We start from the raw sequence: 15727 nt of genomic DNA, 5'->3' as shown, positions 1-15727 counted from the left end.
GTGTGTCCTGACGGACGTGCTTCCTTGGTGCGGTGACGGCCGGCGACCATCGAACACGGAGGAGTCGAAAGCGCCTGTGGCTAACGACAATGCAGAGACCTTGGCAGTAGATCCCGCGAAGGAGAACGCCCATAAGCCTGACACCCCCTCGGGGTCGAAGGAGTACGGTGCGAGTGACATTACCGTTCTTGAAGGTCTCGAAGCGGTGCGCAAGCGCCCGGGTATGTACATCGGATCCACAGGCCCGCGCGGCCTCCACCACTTGGTGTACGAAGTGGTGGACAACTCGGTGGACGAGGCCCTTGCCGGGTACTGCAGCCACATTGAAGTGACTCTCCAGGCCGACGGCGGCGTTAAGGTCGTGGACGACGGCCGTGGCATCCCGGTGGACATGCACCCCACGGAGAAGAAGCCGACAGTCGAAGTTGTCATGACCATCCTGCACGCCGGCGGCAAGTTCGGCGGCAGCGGCTATGCGGTCTCCGGTGGACTTCACGGAGTGGGTATTTCCGTTGTCAACGCGCTTTCCCGCAGGGTCGACACCGAGGTGCGTCGCCAGGGCCACGTTTGGCGGATGACCTTCGCCGACGGCGGCAAGCCACAGGGCGGACTCGTCCAGGGCGAAGAAACGGACCGGACCGGAACGTCCCAGACGTTCTACCCGGACGGCACCATCTTCGAAAGCACCGATTTCGATTTCGAAACCCTCCGCGCGCGATTCCAGCAGATGGCCTTCCTCAACAAGGGCCTGCGCATCACCCTCACGGACGAGCGTCCCGTCGCGGGAGCAGCCGACGATGACTTGGATCTTGACGCGGTTGCCACCGACGGCGAAGTGGCGGCAGAACACCGCACGGTGGTTTACCAGTACGACGACGGCCTGCTCGACTACGTGAAGCACCTGAACTCGAACAAGAAGGTGGACGTCGTCCACGAGGACGTCATCGCCTTCGAAACCGAAGACACCGAGCGGCACATCGCCGTCGAGGTCGCCATGCAGTGGACCACGGCCTATTCCGAGAGCGTGCACACTTACGCCAACACCATCAACACGCACGAGGGCGGAACGCACGAAGAAGGTTTCCGTGCCGCGATGACGTCGCTCATCAACCGCTACGCGCGCGAGAAGACCATCATCAAGGAAAAGGAAGACAATCTCACTGGTGACGACATCCGGGAAGGCCTCACGGCCGTCATCTCCGTGAAGTTGTCCGAACCCCAGTTCGAGGGCCAGACCAAGACCAAACTGGGCAACTCCGAGGTCAAGGGCTTCGTCCAACGGGTCGTTACCGACCAGCTTGGCGACTGGTTGGAACGAAACCCGGGCCCGGCCCGCGACGTCATCCGCAAGGCTGTCCAGGCGGCCCAGGCCCGTATGGCCGCCCGAAAGGCACGTGACAACGCACGTCGCAAGAGCCCCCTGGAATCCTTCGGCATGCCGGGCAAGCTGTCCGACTGCTCCTCGAAGGATCCCGCGCGCTGCGAGGTCTACCTCGTGGAGGGTGACTCCGCCGGTGGTTCGGCCAAACGTGGCCGTAACCCCGAGACCCAGGCCATCCTGCCATTGCGCGGCAAGATCCTGAACGTGGAGCGTGCACGGCTGGACAAGGCCCTCGGCAACAATGAAGTCCAGTCCATGATCACGGCCTTCGGCACGGGAATCGGCGAGGACTTCGACATCTCCAAGCTGCGGTACCACAAGATCGTCCTCATGGCCGATGCCGACGTGGACGGCCAGCACATCACCACGCTGCTGATGACGCTGCTGTTCCGCTACATGCGTCCGCTGATCGAGAACGGCTTTGTCTACCTGGCCCAGCCGCCGCTGTACCGCATCAAGTGGTCGAACGCCCCTCACGACTACGTGTACAGCGACCGTGAACGTGACGCCAAGCTGGTCTCCGGCCAAGCCGCCGGCCGTCGCATCCCGAAGGACAACGGCATCCAGCGCTACAAGGGCCTCGGCGAGATGGACTACACCGAGCTCTGGGACACCACGATGGACCCGGACCACCGCACGCTGCTGCAAGTCACCATGGATGATGCCCTGGCGGCGGACCAGACCTTCTCCGTACTGATGGGTGAGGACGTGGAATCGCGCCGGAACTTCATTCAGCAGAACGCCAAGGACGTCAGGTTCCTGGATATCTAGAGACTTCAAAGCCCCTAGGAATATTCCAGTACTGACATATACCTGAAACGGAAATCATAAACTATGAGTGAAGAAACACCCGAGGTTCCCGCCGAGTCGGCCGGCATTCCGGAACCCGTGCTTGAGGGCGCTGTGCTGACAGACCGCGTAGACCAGGTGGACCTGCAGACGGAAATGCAGCGTTCCTACCTGGACTATGCCATGGCCGTTATCGTCGGCCGTGCGCTTCCGGACGTTCGTGACGGCCTGAAGCCCGTCCACCGCCGAGTGCTCTACGCGATGTTCGACGGCGGCTACCGCCCGGACCGCTCCTTCAACAAATGTGCCCGCGTGGTGGGCGAGGTCATGGGCCAATACCACCCGCACGGTGACACCGCGATCTACGATGCCCTGGTCCGCCTCATCCAGGACTGGACGATGCGCTATCCGCTGGCACTGGGCCAGGGTAACTTCGGTTCCCCGGGCAACGACGGCGCCGCGGCTCCGCGATACACCGAAACCAAGATGGCCCAGCTCGCCATGGAAATGGTCCGCGACATCGACGAGGAAACTGTCGACTTCCAGGACAACTACGACGGCAAGAACCAGGAACCCACCATCCTGCCGGCGCGTTTCCCCAACCTGCTGGTCAACGGTTCCTCCGGCATTGCCGTCGGCATGGCCACCAACATCCCGCCGCACAACCTTCGCGAAGTCGCCGATGGCGTGCAGTGGTATCTGGCCAATCCGACGGCGAGCCGTGAAGAGCTGCTTGAGGCGTTGCTTGTGCGCATCAAGGGTCCGGACTTCCCGACCGGTGCCACCATCCTCGGCCACAAGGGCATCGAGGACGCATACCGGACGGGCCGCGGCTCCATCACCATGCGTGCCGTAGTGAACGTCGAGGAACTCCAGGGCCGCACGTGCCTGGTAGTCACTGAGCTTCCGTACCAGGCAAACCCGGACAACCTCGCCATCAAGATCGCCGAACTGGTCAAGGACGGCAAGATCCAGGGCATCGCTGACCTCCGCGATGAGACGTCCGGCCGTACCGGACAGCGCCTCGTGATCGTTCTCAAGCGCGACGCTGTGGCCAAGGTGGTGCTCAACAACCTCTACAAGCACACCCAGCTGCAGGACAATTTCGGTGCCAACATGCTGGCGATCGTCGACGGAGTGCCCCGCACCCTGAGCCTGGACGCCTTCATCCGGCACTGGGTCGCCCACCAGATGAGCGTCATCGTCCGGCGGACCCGCTACCGCCTGCGCAAGGCCGAGGAAGAGGCGCACATCCTGCGCGCACTTCTCAAGGCCCTGGACATGCTGGATGAGGTTATTGCGCTCATTCGGGCCTCCAACACCACCGAGGCTGCCCGCGACGGCCTGATGGGGCTCCTGGACATCGACGAGCTCCAGGCCCGCGCCATCCTTGACATGCAGCTCCGCCGTCTTGCCGCGTTGGAACGGCAGAAGATCCAGGACAGGCACTCCGAGCTGGAAGCCATGATCACCGAGTTCAACTCGATCCTGGCCTCCGAGCAGCGCCAGCGCGACATCATCAGCCAGGAACTGGCTGAGATCGTGGCCAAGCATGGCGATGACCGCCGGACCCATATCCTCATGGGCTTCGACGGTGACATGTCCATGGAAGACCTCATCCCCGAGGAAGAAGTGGTGGTCACCATCACCCGCGGCGGATACGTCAAGCGCACCCGCAGCGACAACTATCGTTCGCAGCAGCGAGGCGGCAAGGGTGTCAAGGGTGCCCAGCTTCGCGGCGACGACGTCGTGGAGCACTTCTTCGTCACAACAACGCACCACTGGTTGCTCTTCTTCACCAACTTGGGTCGCGTGTACCGGGCCAAGGCGTACGAGCTTGCAGAGGCCGGCCGCGACGCCAAGGGACAACACGTGGCAAACTTGTTGGCCTTCCAGCCGGACGAGCACATCGCCCAGGTCCTGGACTTGCGCGACTATGAGCAGGCTCCGTATTTGGTGCTCGCCACCAAGAACGGCCTTGTGAAGAAAACGCGCCTGGAAGACTACGACACCAACCGCACAGCCGGCGTCATCGCCATCAACCTTCGCGATGAGGACGAGCTTGTCTCGGCGCAGCTTGTGTCCGAGACGGACGATCTCCTCCTGGTTTCCCGCAAGGGCCAGTCGATCCGCTTCACGGCAACCGACGAGGCCCTACGTCCCATGGGGCGCGCCACCTCGGGTGTGACCGGCATGAAGTTCCGCGAAGACGACGAACTCCTCGCGGCCGACGTCGTCCAGGACGGCTCGTTCGTGTTCGTGGTGACCGAAGGCGGATACGCCAAGCGCACCGCCGTGGAGGAGTACCGGCTCCAGGGCCGTGGCGGCCTGGGCATCAAGGTGGCCAAGCTTCAGGAAGAGCGCGGCGACCTTGTCGGTGCGTTGATCGTCAACGAAGAGGACGAAGTTCTCGTGGTCATGGAGGGTGGCAAGATTGTCCGCTCCGCCGTGGCCGGTGTACCTGCCAAGGGCCGTGACACCATGGGCGTCATTTTCGCGAAGCCTGACAAGAACGACCGCATCATCGAGGTGGCCCGCAACAGCGAACGCGGCCTCGAAGAGTCCGACGAGCAGGGCGAGGGCTCAGACGACGCCTCAAGCGTCAATAGTGTCGAAAATCCCGCCGGAGGAACGTCCGAGGCGGACGATGACGTAACGTTGGCTGCAAACGGCGGCGCCGATCAGGCGACCGCGACGGCCGAATCGGGATCGGCCGCAGGATCCGGCAATGGGTCCGGCGTCGAGCTGAACGAAGACAACACCGGAGGTAACGAGTGAGCAATTCGGACTCATATCCCAAGCCGAGTACGGGTGTCCCTGGAGGATTGCGGCAACCGTCGGCTACTCCGCGGGTAGACGCACCGGCCCGTCCCCAGCAGCGCCCTGCGGCATCCGCTTCGGGTGCGGCAGGAACTGGCGCGGAGAGGGTTCCGGGTCAGCGCCCGGCCGTCCCCGGTCAGCGCCCCGCCGTCCCAGGCCAACGTCCCGCAGCGAGCCAGCGTCCGGCGGGCCAGCGCCCCGCAGCGCCCGGCCAGAGGCCCGTGCAGGGCCAGCAGCGGCCAGCCCCCGGGGCTCCGGGGCTTGTGAAGCCGGCACCCAAGGCGAAAGTCCGCCGCGCCCGGCTGCTCGTCAGCAAGGTTGATCCGTGGTCCGTCCTGAAGATGGCGTTCCTGTTGTCCGTTGCCTTGGGCATTGTGACTGTGATCGCCGCAATCGTGCTTTGGACCGTCCTGGACCTCACCGGCATTTTCAACCAGGTGGACAGCCTTCTGGGCACTCTGGCAGGCTCGGAAAGCGGTGGCTTCGAACTCAAGAAGGTCGCATCGCTCGGACAGGTTGCCTCCTTCGCCACCATCATTGCTGTGGTGAATGTTGTTCTGCTGACTGCCCTGTCCATGTTGAGCGCAGTGCTTTATAACATTGCCGCAACACTCGTGGGCGGCATTGGCGTGACCCTCACCGACGACTAGCCCAAACGGTCGGAAAATGAGGGAAACTGCTGGAAAACAGTGGTGAAAATACCTCGATTTGAGATCGGGCCGGGATGTGCTGTAAAGTCATGTCTCGGCCCGAAGAGGTATCGGGGCGTATAGCTCAGGCGGTTAGAGCGCTTCGCTGATAACGAAGAGGTCCCAGGTTCAAGTCCTGGTACGCCCACGGAACCTGCACAGGTTTTGCTAAAGGTTCGGGAAACTGAACCGGAACGGGGTGCGTGTGAAGAAGTTGCTCGTAGTCGCAGCTGCAATCGCAGGCGTCCTGCTCTACAAAAAAGTGCAGGAAACCGAAGCCCGGAAAACGGTCTGGAGCAAGGCAACCGACACGGTTGACTAGCGAAGGCGCCCAGTCTGGAAATGGTGAAAACCATCGAAGGAACTAGGGTAGTATGGATGGGTTGCTTCTTATGGGGGCATGGCGCAATTGGTAGCGCACCTGCTTTGCAAGCAGGGGGTTCGGGGTTCGAGTCCCCGTGCCTCCACCATAAGAAAGAGTCCCGGTCAGAAATGGCCGGGACTCTTTGCTTTAAGCCGCCCCACTAAGGTTGTAATGTGAACTTCATTGTTGCTGCTTTGGGTGTGCTCGGCGTCGCATCTTCCGGACCCCTCATCGCCGGAACTCTTGGAGCTACTTCCGTGACCGCACTGGCCATCGCCTTCTGGCGCAACGCAATCGCCGCCGTCGTGATGGCCTCGCCGGTCCTGATCCGTGAACCGCGCCAGTTCCGCAAGATCACCCGCAAGGAGTTCACCTGGTCTGCTGTCGCAGCGGTGGCACTCGCCTTCCACTTCGCCTGCTTCATCACCGCGCTCCAGCTCACGTCAGTCGCTGCCGCCACCGCCCTGGTCTGCCTGCAATCAGCATGGATCGCCGTCTTCCAGCTCCTCCGCGGCACCAAGCACCGCTGGCCGGTCCTCGTGGGCCTGGGTATCGCGCTGGGCGGCGTCGCGGCCATCACGGGCTTCGATATGGGATCCTCCCCGAAAGCCCTCCTTGGTGACATCCTGGCCCTCGCCGGAGGCGCGCTGGCCGGCCTGTATACCTTGGCCGGAGGCAAAGCCCGCCAGAGCATGGGCATTGGTACGTACACGACGCTTTGCTACGGGATCTGCGCGGCCATCGTCGCCGTGCTGGCCCTCATGGGCGGCCAGCCGCTTGTAGGGTTCGACGCCGGCGGCTGGCTGGGGATCGTGGCCATCACCGTGTGCGCACAACTGGTGGGCCACACCGCCTTCAACCATCTACTGGCGACCATGAGCCCGCTTCTGGTTTCCATGATCATCCTGCTGGAGATTCCGGGCGCAGCCCTGCTCGCTGCAGTCTTCCTGCACGAGACCCTGCCGGCCGGTACTTACGCAGGACTCGCCTTGATCCTGGTTGGACTCGCGGTCGTCGTCGCTGGTCAGCGGCGCGGCAAGGGCGACGCTGAGGGCAAGATCGCCGAACTCGGTGCTGACTGAGCTGTATTCGCGCAGCTACAGGCCGCCGCGGCGGACGCCCTGACCTGCATTGGCCGTGTGGATGGCCCGGAGCAGCTTGGCCGGAAAGTAGACGGAGAAGAACACCACCATGGGGGCCTTCAAGGCCATCTTCTTGACGTTGTGGGCCTTGTAGGTCCGGTCGAAGCGGGTCACGTAATAGCGGTAGTCGCGCGGTGAATCCTCGAGCCTGCGCGCAGACATGCCCGACACCATCTGCGGCCAGTACTGCACCCTGAGGTCGTGGTCGGCAAGATGCAGGGAAAGATCGATGTCCTCATGCATCTCGTCCCTCTCATCCAGGCAGGTTTCCCCGCGGATGGTTTCCCAGGCGGAACGGCGAAGGGCCATGTTTGATCCAAAAAGGAAGTGGTACTGGTGCTTCGCAAGCCGAAGCATGAGCTGGCGCATTTTGTCGTCGGCCTTGAGTCCGAATCGACGCATGGGCATGTCGTAGTAGACCACCGGACCCGTTGCCGCCTGCACGGAGGGATCGGCGAAAGCCTTTTGCACCTGCTCAACCCAATCGGGTTCCACAACGGAGTCGGCATCGATCCGGCCGAGGATTTCCGAGGTGGCGCTATTGAGGCCAAAGTTGCGTGTGGGGATGAGTCCCTGCGCCTCGTCCTGGCTCAACAGGATGATGGGGCTTTCCGGGTATTCCTGCTGCATCTGCTGGACGATCTGTGCAGTGCGGTCCGTGGACCTGTTGTCCACCACGATGATCTCGTCCGCAGGTACTGACTGGTAAATGGCCGCGATCAGGCATTGCCGTATGACGCTTTCCTCGTTGTACGCCGGGATGATGATTGAAACGCTCGGCTTCACGGGTGCGACGGCTGCGCTGGTGGCTGCATCTACGAAAGATCTATCGGCTGGCATCTCCATAAATCTAACATCAGGGCGGTGTTCCTGGAGGAAGCCTCCGGTGACAAGTGGCCAAACAATTGAAGGGACCCCGGCGAACCGGAATCCCTTCAACGTGGAGCGAATATGGCCTTCGCCTAGGCCTCGTGCTTGCCGGCTTCGTCCGTGGCTGCCTGGTCCTTGGCCGCTTCGTCCTTGTGGAGGCTGGCGGCGATGTTCTTAACCGCGGTCTTGGCGTCGGTTGCCACCTTGGCTGCGGTGTCCGCAGCGTCCTCGACAACGTGCTTTGCCTTCTCAGCTACGATTTCGGCTTTGTCAGCTACGTTGAGTTTCACGTCGTCAACCGTGTCAGCTACCTTGGTGGCGGCCTCGTTGGCCTTGTCGGCAGCTTTCTCGGCTGCCGCTGCGGCCGGGACAGGTGATGGCGTAACCGGAACCGGAGTCTTCCACGGGTCCTCCACCGGGCGGCTGGCCTTCCACGCGGCGACGCCGGCCGCGGCAGCTGCTGCCACAATCGTGAAGATCAGAAAACCCCGCTTTTTGGGCTTGCGGGTCTTGGCGAGCTCTTTCGAGACTGTTTTTGACGCTTCCCCGGCAGCGGCTTTCAGCTGGGCCCCTGTGGCTTGTGCTTGTTCCTGCAGATTGTGAACCACTCCCGAGTCCACCAGCTTCTGGGCGACGGCGTCCACCTGCGCGGGCGCATTCTCAAGGGCTTGGTGGACCACCACGGAGGCTTGCCCGAGCTGCTCTGAGAGCTTGGGCAGGTACTCCTCAACAACTTTGTCCCGGGCATGGCTGAGCGCCGGGGTGGCTTTGTTAAGGGCTTCCTGGATCTTGGGTGAGGCGTCCTCGACAACGTCGTGGATCCTCGGTGCGAGGTTCGCCAAGCCTTCCTGGAGCTTCGGTGTGACGGTTGCAACGCCGTCGGCGAGGTTGTGCGCAGCCGACTTCAGGCCTTCCTGAAGCTTCGGCGAAGCGGTGTCGATTCCGTGCTGGATGCGGGGAACCGCCCAGTTCACAGCTGCTTCGACGCGCGGTGTCGCCCAGTCCTTGGCATTTTCGACACCATTCACAACGGTGTGTTCAAGTTCGCGGGCAATCCGGTCCGATTTCTTCACAACTACCTCCCGATCAACATGCTCGTTTGTTGTTAGCCTACGTCGCTTGTTCGGCACCGGCTATTCATCCAGCGGATTCATGGAAGATTTCACCTAGCGCGGAACCGCCTTCCTGGCCGCCCTGGCGTTGACCCTGCGTGAAACAATGGCGATATGACCATCGCAACCGCAAAAGCAACTTTCCACACGAGCCTCGGTGACATCGTGGTTGACCTCTTCGGCAACCACGCGCCCAAGACGGTCGCCAACTTCGTTGGCCTGGCCACAGGCGAGAAGTCCTGGACGCACCCGGAGACCGGTGAAGACAAGACCGGTACCCCGCTGTACGACGGCACGATTTTCCACCGCATCATCAAAGACTTCATGATCCAGGGCGGCGATCCCCTCGGTCGCGGCATCGGCGGACCGGGCTACAAGTTCGACGACGAGATCCACCCGGAACTCAACTTCAACGCCCCTTACAAGCTGGCCATGGCCAATGCCGGCGTCCAGATGGGCAAGGGCACCAACGGTTCCCAGTTCTTCATCACCACGGTCAACACCGACTGGCTTTTCGGCAAGCACTCCATCTTCGGTGAGGTTGCTGACGAAGAGTCCAAGAAGGTTGTGGACGCCATCGAGGCTGTCCGCACCGGCATGGGCGACCGCCCTGTTGAAGACGTCGTCATCAACAGTATTGACATCGTCCAGCTCTGATCCCCGGAGCCTGAACAGCATATGAGTTACGGAATCCCGGCGGCAGAGCCGTCAGCAGACATTCCGGTGTGCCCCAGGCACCCGGACAGGCCCTCCTATGTGCGGTGCCAGCGTTGCGGGCGTCCTGCATGCCCCGAGTGCCAGCGGGCGGCCGCCGTCGGGTTCCAATGCATAGACTGCGTCAATGAAATGAAGCGTTCGACGCCGGCAGTGCGTTCCGCCTATGGCGGCGCCGTCGCGACCGGCCGCCCCTTGGCGACGTACGTACTTATCGGGCTGTGTGCCCTGGTGTACGTGCTGCAATGGCTGATTCCCGGCGATGTCGTGGAGAATCAACTCGCTTTCGCGTCTGTCTACGCCGCTCCGCAATACGGGGCCTTCGAACCCTGGCGGATGCTGACCAGCGCTTTTGTCCACTCACAAGGCTTTGTGCTGCACATCGTTCTTAACATGTACATGCTGTGGATTTTTGGCCAGGTCCTGGAGCCCGTCCTGGGGCGTATCCGCTTCCTGGCCGTTTACCTGTTGTCCGCCATTGGCGGCTCTGTCGGTTTCCTGCTCCTGACGCCAGTCTTGCCTCCCACTGGAGTGGAAGGTGCGTCCGGTGCGATCTTCGGCCTCTTTGGCGCACTGCTGGTAGTTCAAAGCCGGCGCGGCGGAGACACCCGGCAGCTATGGATCCTTATTGCCATCAACGGGGTGATTGGCTTTGTTGTCCCCGGCATTGCCTGGCAGGCCCACTTGGGCGGCCTTGTCACGGGAGGCCTGTGTGCCGCCGTGATCGCCTTTGCTCCGCGTGGACCGCGCCAGGCGCTGCTGCAGTCCGCCGGCATGGCCCTGGTTGCCGGAATCCTGGTCCTGGCCACGGTCTTTAGGGCCACGGCGGGCTAAGAGTTCCCTAGCTTTTACCCCAGGAGCTCCTCCAAGCGGTCCATCGACTCTTTGATGCCCGCATCCATGCCGCTGGCTACTGCCATGTCCCGGGCCTCTACCGAGGGAAACACGGAACGCTGCACCACTCGTGTGCGGCCCCCGAGGTCGTCAAACCTGGTGGTATCCAACGTGACTTGCCCCGGGGCGCCGTCGAACTCGAAGGTCTGGATGATCCGCAATGGTTCCTGGACCTCGTGGAAGACCCCGCGGAAACCGAACTCGTTGCCCTCGCCGTCCACATGCGTGTAGCGGTAGCTGCCGCCGGTCCGAGCGTCATAGGACTCCAGTCGCATTTCCAGGCGACGCGGACCCAGCCATTTGACGACGAGTTCGGGATCCGTGAAAGCCCGGAACACGCGCTCCGGTGCGGCGTCGAAATCGCGGCTCGTGTCGATGAACGGCGTGCCCGCCGCGACGTCAATGGTTGTTGTGTTGGTCCTCATTGTCCTTCTCCTTTTCCGGATTGTCCTTTTGGGCTGTGTTGGCCAATAGTTCGTCCAGCCGGGCGAAACGTTCCTCTGCCTGGAGTCGGTAGTTCTCGATCCACCCGGCCAAGGGACCCAGCGCCGCGGTGTTCAGGTGGCAGGGACGGCGCTGCGCTTCCCTGCTCCTCGTGATGAGCCCTGCGCCCTCGAGCACTTGAAGGTGCTTGGAGATGGCTTGGAGGGTGACGGTGAACGGCTGGGCGATCTCATTGACCGTGGCATCGCCCAAGGCCAACCGCGCCAGGATCTTGCGCCGGACAGGATCGGCGAGGGCCATGAATGCCCTGTTGAGCTGGTCTTCCTGATCCAGCACCGCTGTACCCGTCGTGTTAGGCATATGTCTCCCCTGCCTGGCTCCTGGCTCAAGCATTGCGGGGTTTCCGAGCCTTCCACAGTACTCAAGCAAGTGGTTTATCAACTAGTTCATTGAATAATGTCAGCTTAAAACTGCGCGCTGAGTCCGTCAAGACCCCTTGGATATGTTTTCCACAGGGGTTATCCACAATGTGTGTAACTTACAAGCGTGTAGTTCGATGCCGGATGGACTCTTTGGAGCGAGATGGCAGGGGCTGCGTTTTCCTCTGGGGATTAACGTCCACATGTGTGGATAACTTTTGCCCACGTGCCTGTGGGTATGTGGATAAGGAGTGCGTTTTCCGGGCGCGTGTGGACAACTTCAGTATTAGGAGCTGCAACAGCGCAGTATCAACAGAGTTATCAACATTGTTAATAACTCACAAGGCTGTAGTTCGGTGTCTTTCCTGCATCTTGAGGCCCGCCGTTCTGGGAGTTTTCCACTCTATGGGCACAGCTTTTCCCCAACTGTGGATAACTTGTGGGTAGCTGCCTGTTGTTAAGTGTGTAACTCCGGTGACTCGTGCGCCGAGTCACCATAGCACCGTGAAGTCGCCACCCTCGGCTAAGTCGGACCAGAACTCGACACGAAGCCGGGTCTCTTCGATGGTGCGACGGGCTTCGCTGAGGAACTCGGTGGCGCAATATTCGGCCAGGTTGTTGCCGTAGCAAATGACGTCGGTTTGATAGACGGAAAATACGGGACTTCCGCTGGCTGCCGGGCTGGCGGGCAGAAATCGGTGCACGAAAAACGGGACGAGCACCGGCACGTCCGCAAATTTCTGTTTTGCAACCGCCACCGCAGCGGTCCGCGATGGTGGTCGCTCGCCCCACGACGCAGGCCAGAAGGCATTCTTCTCAACATCGAATAGAACACCCTCCAAGGGCCAATCCAAACGCCCGCGAATGATGTCCGGATCTCCGAGCCAATCGACCCATCCCTTTCCCCTGGGGACAGCGCTTTAGCAGGTCGGCATGATCTGGGTTGAAACGAATGCCAAAACGGCGTTCAACTTTGGCCAGCTGGGTCTCTGAGAGGCATGGGCCAAGATCAACGTGAGCACGGTGGAGGATGCCGAGAACCTCGTCGACTATAGATACCATTCCCAGATAATGCCACCGCTTTCAAGCCAATCCTGAACGCTCGCCGAGGCACGCACGGCAGCCTGGGTAGCGGGAGGGCGTCAGACCGGAACGTGTTCGGTCTGGGAAGCGACCGTCTGGGGCCTGCGGGCTGCGTCGCTGATCCGCAACAGCAGGGCGACGATGATCCAGTTGGCAAGGAGGGAGGACCCGCCCGCGGAGAGGAACGGCGTCGTCAGCCCCGTGAGGGGAATAAGGCGGGTGACGCCCCCGATAATGATGAAGCACTGGAGGGCCATGGAGAACGCCAGCCCGCAGGCAAGGAGCTTTCCAAAGGCATCCCGGATGCCCAAGGCGGCCCGGAATCCCCTCGTGAAAAGCAGCAAGTAGAGGAGAACGATCGCGAACAGCCCGATCAGGCCGAGTTCTTCACCAAGGGAAGCGATGATCATGTCGCTGTTCGCGAAAGGCACCAGGTCCGGGCTTCCGAGCCCTAGGCCTTTGCCGATCAGGCCGCCGTCGGCCATTCCGAAGAGCCCCTGGACAATCTGGGCGCTACCTCCGGGGAAGCGGGTGAAGACCTGGGGGTCGAAGGCATTGATCCAGGCGTCAATGCGCAAGCCGACATGGGAAAAGATCTTTGCTGCCGCGTATCCGCCCACAAGCATGAGCACGACCCCGAGGACGAGCCAGCTGGCCCGGCTCGTGGCAACGTAGATCATCACGATGAACAGTCCGAACAGCAGGATCGACATGCCGAGATCGTGCTGGAAGACCAGTACGCCCACGCTTGCTGCCCAGGCGGTGATCATTGGCCCGGTGTCCTTGATCCTGGGGAACTGGAGGCGTCCGAATTTCCTGCCGGCCAGCAGGATCAGGTCCCGGTTGGAGGACAAATAGCCCGCGAAGAAGACGGCCAGCGTAATCTTCACGATCTCGCCGGGCTGGAACTGCAGTGAACCGAGGCGTATCCAGACATTCGCGCCGTTGATGTCGCCGGCCGAAATGCCCGGCACGAGGGGAAGGATAAGGAGGGCGGCGCTGACCGCAAGTGCAATGAAGGTGTACCGGCGCAAAAGCCGGTGGTCCTTCAAAAGCCACAAAACGGCGGCCGCGACCAGGACCGAGACGATCGTCCATGTGAGCTGATTGGCCCCGGCAGTCGTACCGTTTGAGGCGTCCAAGCGTTTGATCATGGCGATGCCGAGGCCGTTCAAGGCCACGACAATCGGGAGGATCACCGGATCCGCATACTTTGCCTTGAACCGCAGGACGACGTGGAAGATCCCGGCCAGCGCCGTCAAGGTACCCGCCTGAAGCCAGAATCCAACGTCGAGGGCTTCCTTTTTGTCCACGCTGGTCATTGCAAGGGCACCAATGCCGACGCCAAGTGCCAGCACCAACAGCACCATCTCCACGTTTCGGCGAGGTTTCGCCAGAATCGCTTGCTGGCTCATGGGCATCTTCTTTCGTGGATCTCGGGCGGCCGGCAGGTCCGGTTCGGTGGCTCAAGATCGGGTCAGTGGCTCAACTTAAGGTTCAGTGGGCCATCTTAGCCGCAGCGGCTGGGCGGCGGTTGGGAACAGGATCCGGTCGATCAGCGGCCAGCTTCTGTAACGGTTTGTATCACCATGTCGTCGAGCTTAGGGAGCGCGTGCTCCAGCCGATGCCTGGCCTCGCTGACAGTTTCTTCCACGGCTGACAGTGGCGCGTTGGCGACAACGACAGTGGCGGCGCCCTGCAGGCGATGGCCGACCCAACGCAGTTGCAGCTTCGGCACGGAGAGTACTCCGGGTGTCGTTTCCAACGCCGCCTGGGCGCTGTCGAGCAGTTCGGGTTCTATACCGTCCATCAGGCGTCGTCCGATGCTGCGTACCGTGCCCCAGAGCAGGACGATGATGGCCGCCGAAATCATCAGGCCGACAATCGGGTCCGCCAAAGGGAAGCCGAGCATCACGCCGCCGGCGCCAAGCACCACAGCGAGGGAGGTGAATCCGTCAATGCGTGCATGCACGCCGTCGGCAACGAGCGCAGCTGACCCGATCTGCCGGCCGACCCTGATCCGGTAGACGGCCACAATTTCATTGCCCGCAAAGCCAATGAGTCCGGCCGCAAGTACCCACCACAGATTGTGCAGGGGTTGCGGATGGAACAGGCGATCGATGGATTGCCACGCGGCGACTACTGCGGAAAGCGCGACCACGCCGACAATGAACAGTCCGGCAAGGTCCTCCGCCCGCCCGTATCCATAGTTGTAGCGTCGGGTTGCCGCGCGACGTCCCAGAATGAATGCAATCCATAGTGGCACTGCGGTGAGTGCGTCCGAAAAGTTGTGGATGGTGTCGGCCAGCAATGCGACGGAGCCGCTGATGAGGACCACAAGGAACTGAAGGACGGTGGTTCCAAGGAGTATGAAAAGGCTGATCTTCAGGGCCCGGACGCCCTGTGTGCTGGACTCAAGCGCGTCGTCGATTGAATCGGCGGCATCGTGGGTGTGCGGGACGAAAAGCTCATACAGCCACCCCTTGAGCCCCTTGTGGTGCTCGTGCGAGTGTCCGTCGTGGTCGTGGTCGTGGTCGTGGTCGTGGTCGTGCACGTGGTCCTCGTGATGACCAACTTGCTGGTGACCGCTCATGCCGATTCCTGTTCTGCGCGGTGGTGTGCAGGGGTACCGCCCAGGGCGTGTTCTGCCTGGAATATTGCATCCGCGACCAACTGGCGGGCGTGCTCGTTCTCGAGGCGGTACATGACCCGGGTTCCGTCCTGCCGCGTGGAAACCATCCTCGCCAAGCGCATTTTGGCGAGGTGCTGCGATACTGCGGCGGGCGACTTCCCGACGATTTCCGCCAGCGCTCCCACGGCCATTTCGCCATTCCGGAGCGCCAGTACGATCCGGACCCTCGTCGCGTCAGCCAGCATCGCGAACACTTCCACAGCCAATTCAACATACTGGCTGTCGACGCCCAGCGAGCAAGGACTCTTATCTGCATTCATACGCAGATTCTTTCACATATCCCAGCCAAACCCACATCGAGGGCCTAGGATGGC

General features: G+C 61.7%; 15 protein-coding genes and 2 tRNA genes. 9 read left to right on the top strand and 8 right to left on the bottom strand.

The window, feature by feature from the left end:
* Nucleotides 1-76 precede the first annotated feature (76 nt).
* The 7 genes from gyrB to ACSVHC_RS10995 all read left to right on the top strand — a co-directional run bounded on the left by gyrB (nt 77) and on the right by ACSVHC_RS10995 (nt 7125).
* On the top strand, nt 77-2152 hold the full coding sequence (gyrB, locus tag ACSVHC_RS11025) for a DNA topoisomerase (ATP-hydrolyzing) subunit B (protein WP_437771963.1): 2076 nt from the start codon (nt 77-79) through the stop codon (nt 2150-2152).
* 63 nt (nt 2153-2215) lie between these two features.
* Nucleotides 2216-4948, top strand: a complete 2733-nt coding sequence (gene gyrA / locus ACSVHC_RS11020; RefSeq protein ID WP_437771964.1) for a DNA gyrase subunit A — start codon at nt 2216-2218, stop codon at nt 4946-4948.
* Complete coding sequence (locus tag ACSVHC_RS11015) at nt 4945-5640, top strand: DUF3566 domain-containing protein (RefSeq protein ID WP_437771965.1); 696 nt, start codon at nt 4945-4947, stop codon at nt 5638-5640. The genes gyrA and ACSVHC_RS11015 overlap by 4 nt, the downstream gene beginning before the upstream one ends.
* Before the next feature lie 113 nt (nt 5641-5753).
* Nucleotides 5754-5827, top strand: a tRNA-Ile gene (locus tag ACSVHC_RS11010).
* Nucleotides 5828-5884: 57 nt separating this feature from the next.
* Nucleotides 5885-6001 carry a DLW-39 family protein gene (locus ACSVHC_RS11005; protein WP_437771966.1) on the top strand — a complete coding sequence of 39 codons (117 nt, stop codon included), beginning with the start codon at nt 5885-5887 and terminating at the stop codon, nt 5999-6001.
* Between the two features lie 72 nt (nt 6002-6073).
* A tRNA-Ala gene (locus ACSVHC_RS11000) sits at nt 6074-6149 on the top strand.
* A 67-nt stretch (nt 6150-6216) separates the two neighbouring features.
* Nucleotides 6217-7125 carry a DMT family transporter gene (locus tag ACSVHC_RS10995; protein WP_437771967.1) on the top strand — a complete coding sequence of 303 codons (909 nt, stop codon included), beginning with the start codon at nt 6217-6219 and terminating at the stop codon, nt 7123-7125.
* A 15-nt stretch (nt 7126-7140) separates the two neighbouring features.
* On the opposite strand, the gene ACSVHC_RS10990 is transcribed toward ACSVHC_RS10995, so the two are convergent.
* Both ACSVHC_RS10990 and ACSVHC_RS10985 read right to left on the bottom strand, forming a co-directional pair.
* Nucleotides 7141-8025: a glycosyltransferase family 2 protein gene (locus ACSVHC_RS10990; RefSeq protein WP_437771968.1), complete on the bottom strand. Its 885-nt coding sequence runs from the start codon at nt 8023-8025 to the stop codon at nt 7141-7143.
* Nucleotides 8026-8147: 122 nt separating this feature from the next.
* Nucleotides 8148-9128, bottom strand: a complete 981-nt coding sequence (locus ACSVHC_RS10985) for a hypothetical protein (RefSeq protein WP_437771969.1) — start codon at nt 9126-9128, stop codon at nt 8148-8150.
* Nucleotides 9129-9281: 153 nt separating this feature from the next.
* Here ACSVHC_RS10985 and ACSVHC_RS10980 point away from each other — a divergent pair, with 153 nt between their 5' ends.
* Together ACSVHC_RS10980 and ACSVHC_RS10975 are read left to right on the top strand one after the other, a co-directional pair.
* Nucleotides 9282-9824 (top strand): peptidylprolyl isomerase, encoded by a 543-nt coding sequence (locus ACSVHC_RS10980; RefSeq protein WP_234752982.1) that lies wholly within the window; start codon nt 9282-9284, stop codon nt 9822-9824.
* Between the two features lie 21 nt (nt 9825-9845).
* Entirely contained in the window at nt 9846-10715 is an 870-nt protein-coding gene (locus ACSVHC_RS10975) for a rhomboid family intramembrane serine protease (RefSeq protein ID WP_437771970.1), read from the top strand.
* Between the two features lie 14 nt (nt 10716-10729).
* Here the strand turns inward: ACSVHC_RS10975 and ACSVHC_RS10970 are convergent, their stop codons facing one another.
* The 6 genes from ACSVHC_RS10970 to ACSVHC_RS10945 all read right to left on the bottom strand — a co-directional run bounded on the left by ACSVHC_RS10970 (nt 10730) and on the right by ACSVHC_RS10945 (nt 15673).
* Nucleotides 10730-11200: an SRPBCC family protein gene (locus ACSVHC_RS10970; RefSeq protein WP_437771971.1), complete on the bottom strand. Its 471-nt coding sequence runs from the start codon at nt 11198-11200 to the stop codon at nt 10730-10732.
* On the bottom strand, nt 11175-11579 hold the full coding sequence (locus tag ACSVHC_RS10965; RefSeq protein WP_437771972.1) for an ArsR/SmtB family transcription factor: 405 nt from the start codon (nt 11577-11579) through the stop codon (nt 11175-11177). The genes ACSVHC_RS10970 and ACSVHC_RS10965 overlap by 26 nt, the downstream gene beginning before the upstream one ends.
* 550 nt (nt 11580-12129) lie before the next feature.
* Nucleotides 12130-12480, bottom strand: coding sequence for a hypothetical protein (locus tag ACSVHC_RS10960; RefSeq protein WP_437771973.1), 351 nt, complete (start codon nt 12478-12480; stop codon nt 12130-12132).
* Between the two features lie 300 nt (nt 12481-12780).
* The gene (locus ACSVHC_RS10955; protein WP_437771974.1) at nt 12781-14136 is read right to left on the bottom strand and encodes an FtsW/RodA/SpoVE family cell cycle protein; all 1356 of its coding nucleotides are present in this window, start codon (nt 14134-14136) and stop codon (nt 12781-12783) included.
* 140 nt (nt 14137-14276) lie between these two features.
* Nucleotides 14277-15314, bottom strand: a complete 1038-nt coding sequence (locus tag ACSVHC_RS10950; RefSeq protein ID WP_437771975.1) for a cation diffusion facilitator family transporter — start codon at nt 15312-15314, stop codon at nt 14277-14279.
* Nucleotides 15311-15673, bottom strand: coding sequence for an ArsR/SmtB family transcription factor (locus tag ACSVHC_RS10945; RefSeq protein ID WP_437771976.1), 363 nt, complete (start codon nt 15671-15673; stop codon nt 15311-15313). Before ACSVHC_RS10945 ends, ACSVHC_RS10950 begins: the two co-directional genes overlap by 4 nt.
* Nucleotides 15674-15727: the final 54 nt, after the last annotated feature.

Origin of the sequence: Arthrobacter sp. KNU-44 (genome assembly GCF_051843155.1) — a bacterium.
Lineage (GTDB): Bacteria > Actinomycetota > Actinomycetes > Actinomycetales > Micrococcaceae > Arthrobacter.
This window is presented reverse-complemented; position numbering and strand designations above follow the sequence as displayed.

Bases quoted from the DNA above. Each gene is read 5' to 3' on its own strand.
- gyrA (WP_437771964.1), top strand. From the start codon at position 2,216: ATGAGTGAAGAAACACCCGAGGTTCCCGCCGAGTCGGCCGGCATTCCG.
- ACSVHC_RS10990 (WP_437771968.1), bottom strand. From the start codon at position 8,025: ATGCCAGCCGATAGATCTTTCGTAGATGCAGCCACCAGCGCAGCCGTC.
- ACSVHC_RS10980 (WP_234752982.1), top strand. From the start codon at position 9,282: ATGACCATCGCAACCGCAAAAGCAACTTTCCACACGAGCCTCGGTGAC.
- ACSVHC_RS10975 (WP_437771970.1), top strand. From the start codon at position 9,846: ATGAGTTACGGAATCCCGGCGGCAGAGCCGTCAGCAGACATTCCGGTG.
- ACSVHC_RS10970 (WP_437771971.1), bottom strand. From the start codon at position 11,200: ATGAGGACCAACACAACAACCATTGACGTCGCGGCGGGCACGCCGTTC.
- ACSVHC_RS10965 (WP_437771972.1), bottom strand. From the start codon at position 11,579: ATGCCTAACACGACGGGTACAGCGGTGCTGGATCAGGAAGACCAGCTC.
- ACSVHC_RS10955 (WP_437771974.1), bottom strand. From the start codon at position 14,136: ATGAGCCAGCAAGCGATTCTGGCGAAACCTCGCCGAAACGTGGAGATG.
- ACSVHC_RS10950 (WP_437771975.1), bottom strand. From the start codon at position 15,314: ATGAGCGGTCACCAGCAAGTTGGTCATCACGAGGACCACGTGCACGAC.
- ACSVHC_RS10945 (WP_437771976.1), bottom strand. From the start codon at position 15,673: ATGAATGCAGATAAGAGTCCTTGCTCGCTGGGCGTCGACAGCCAGTAT.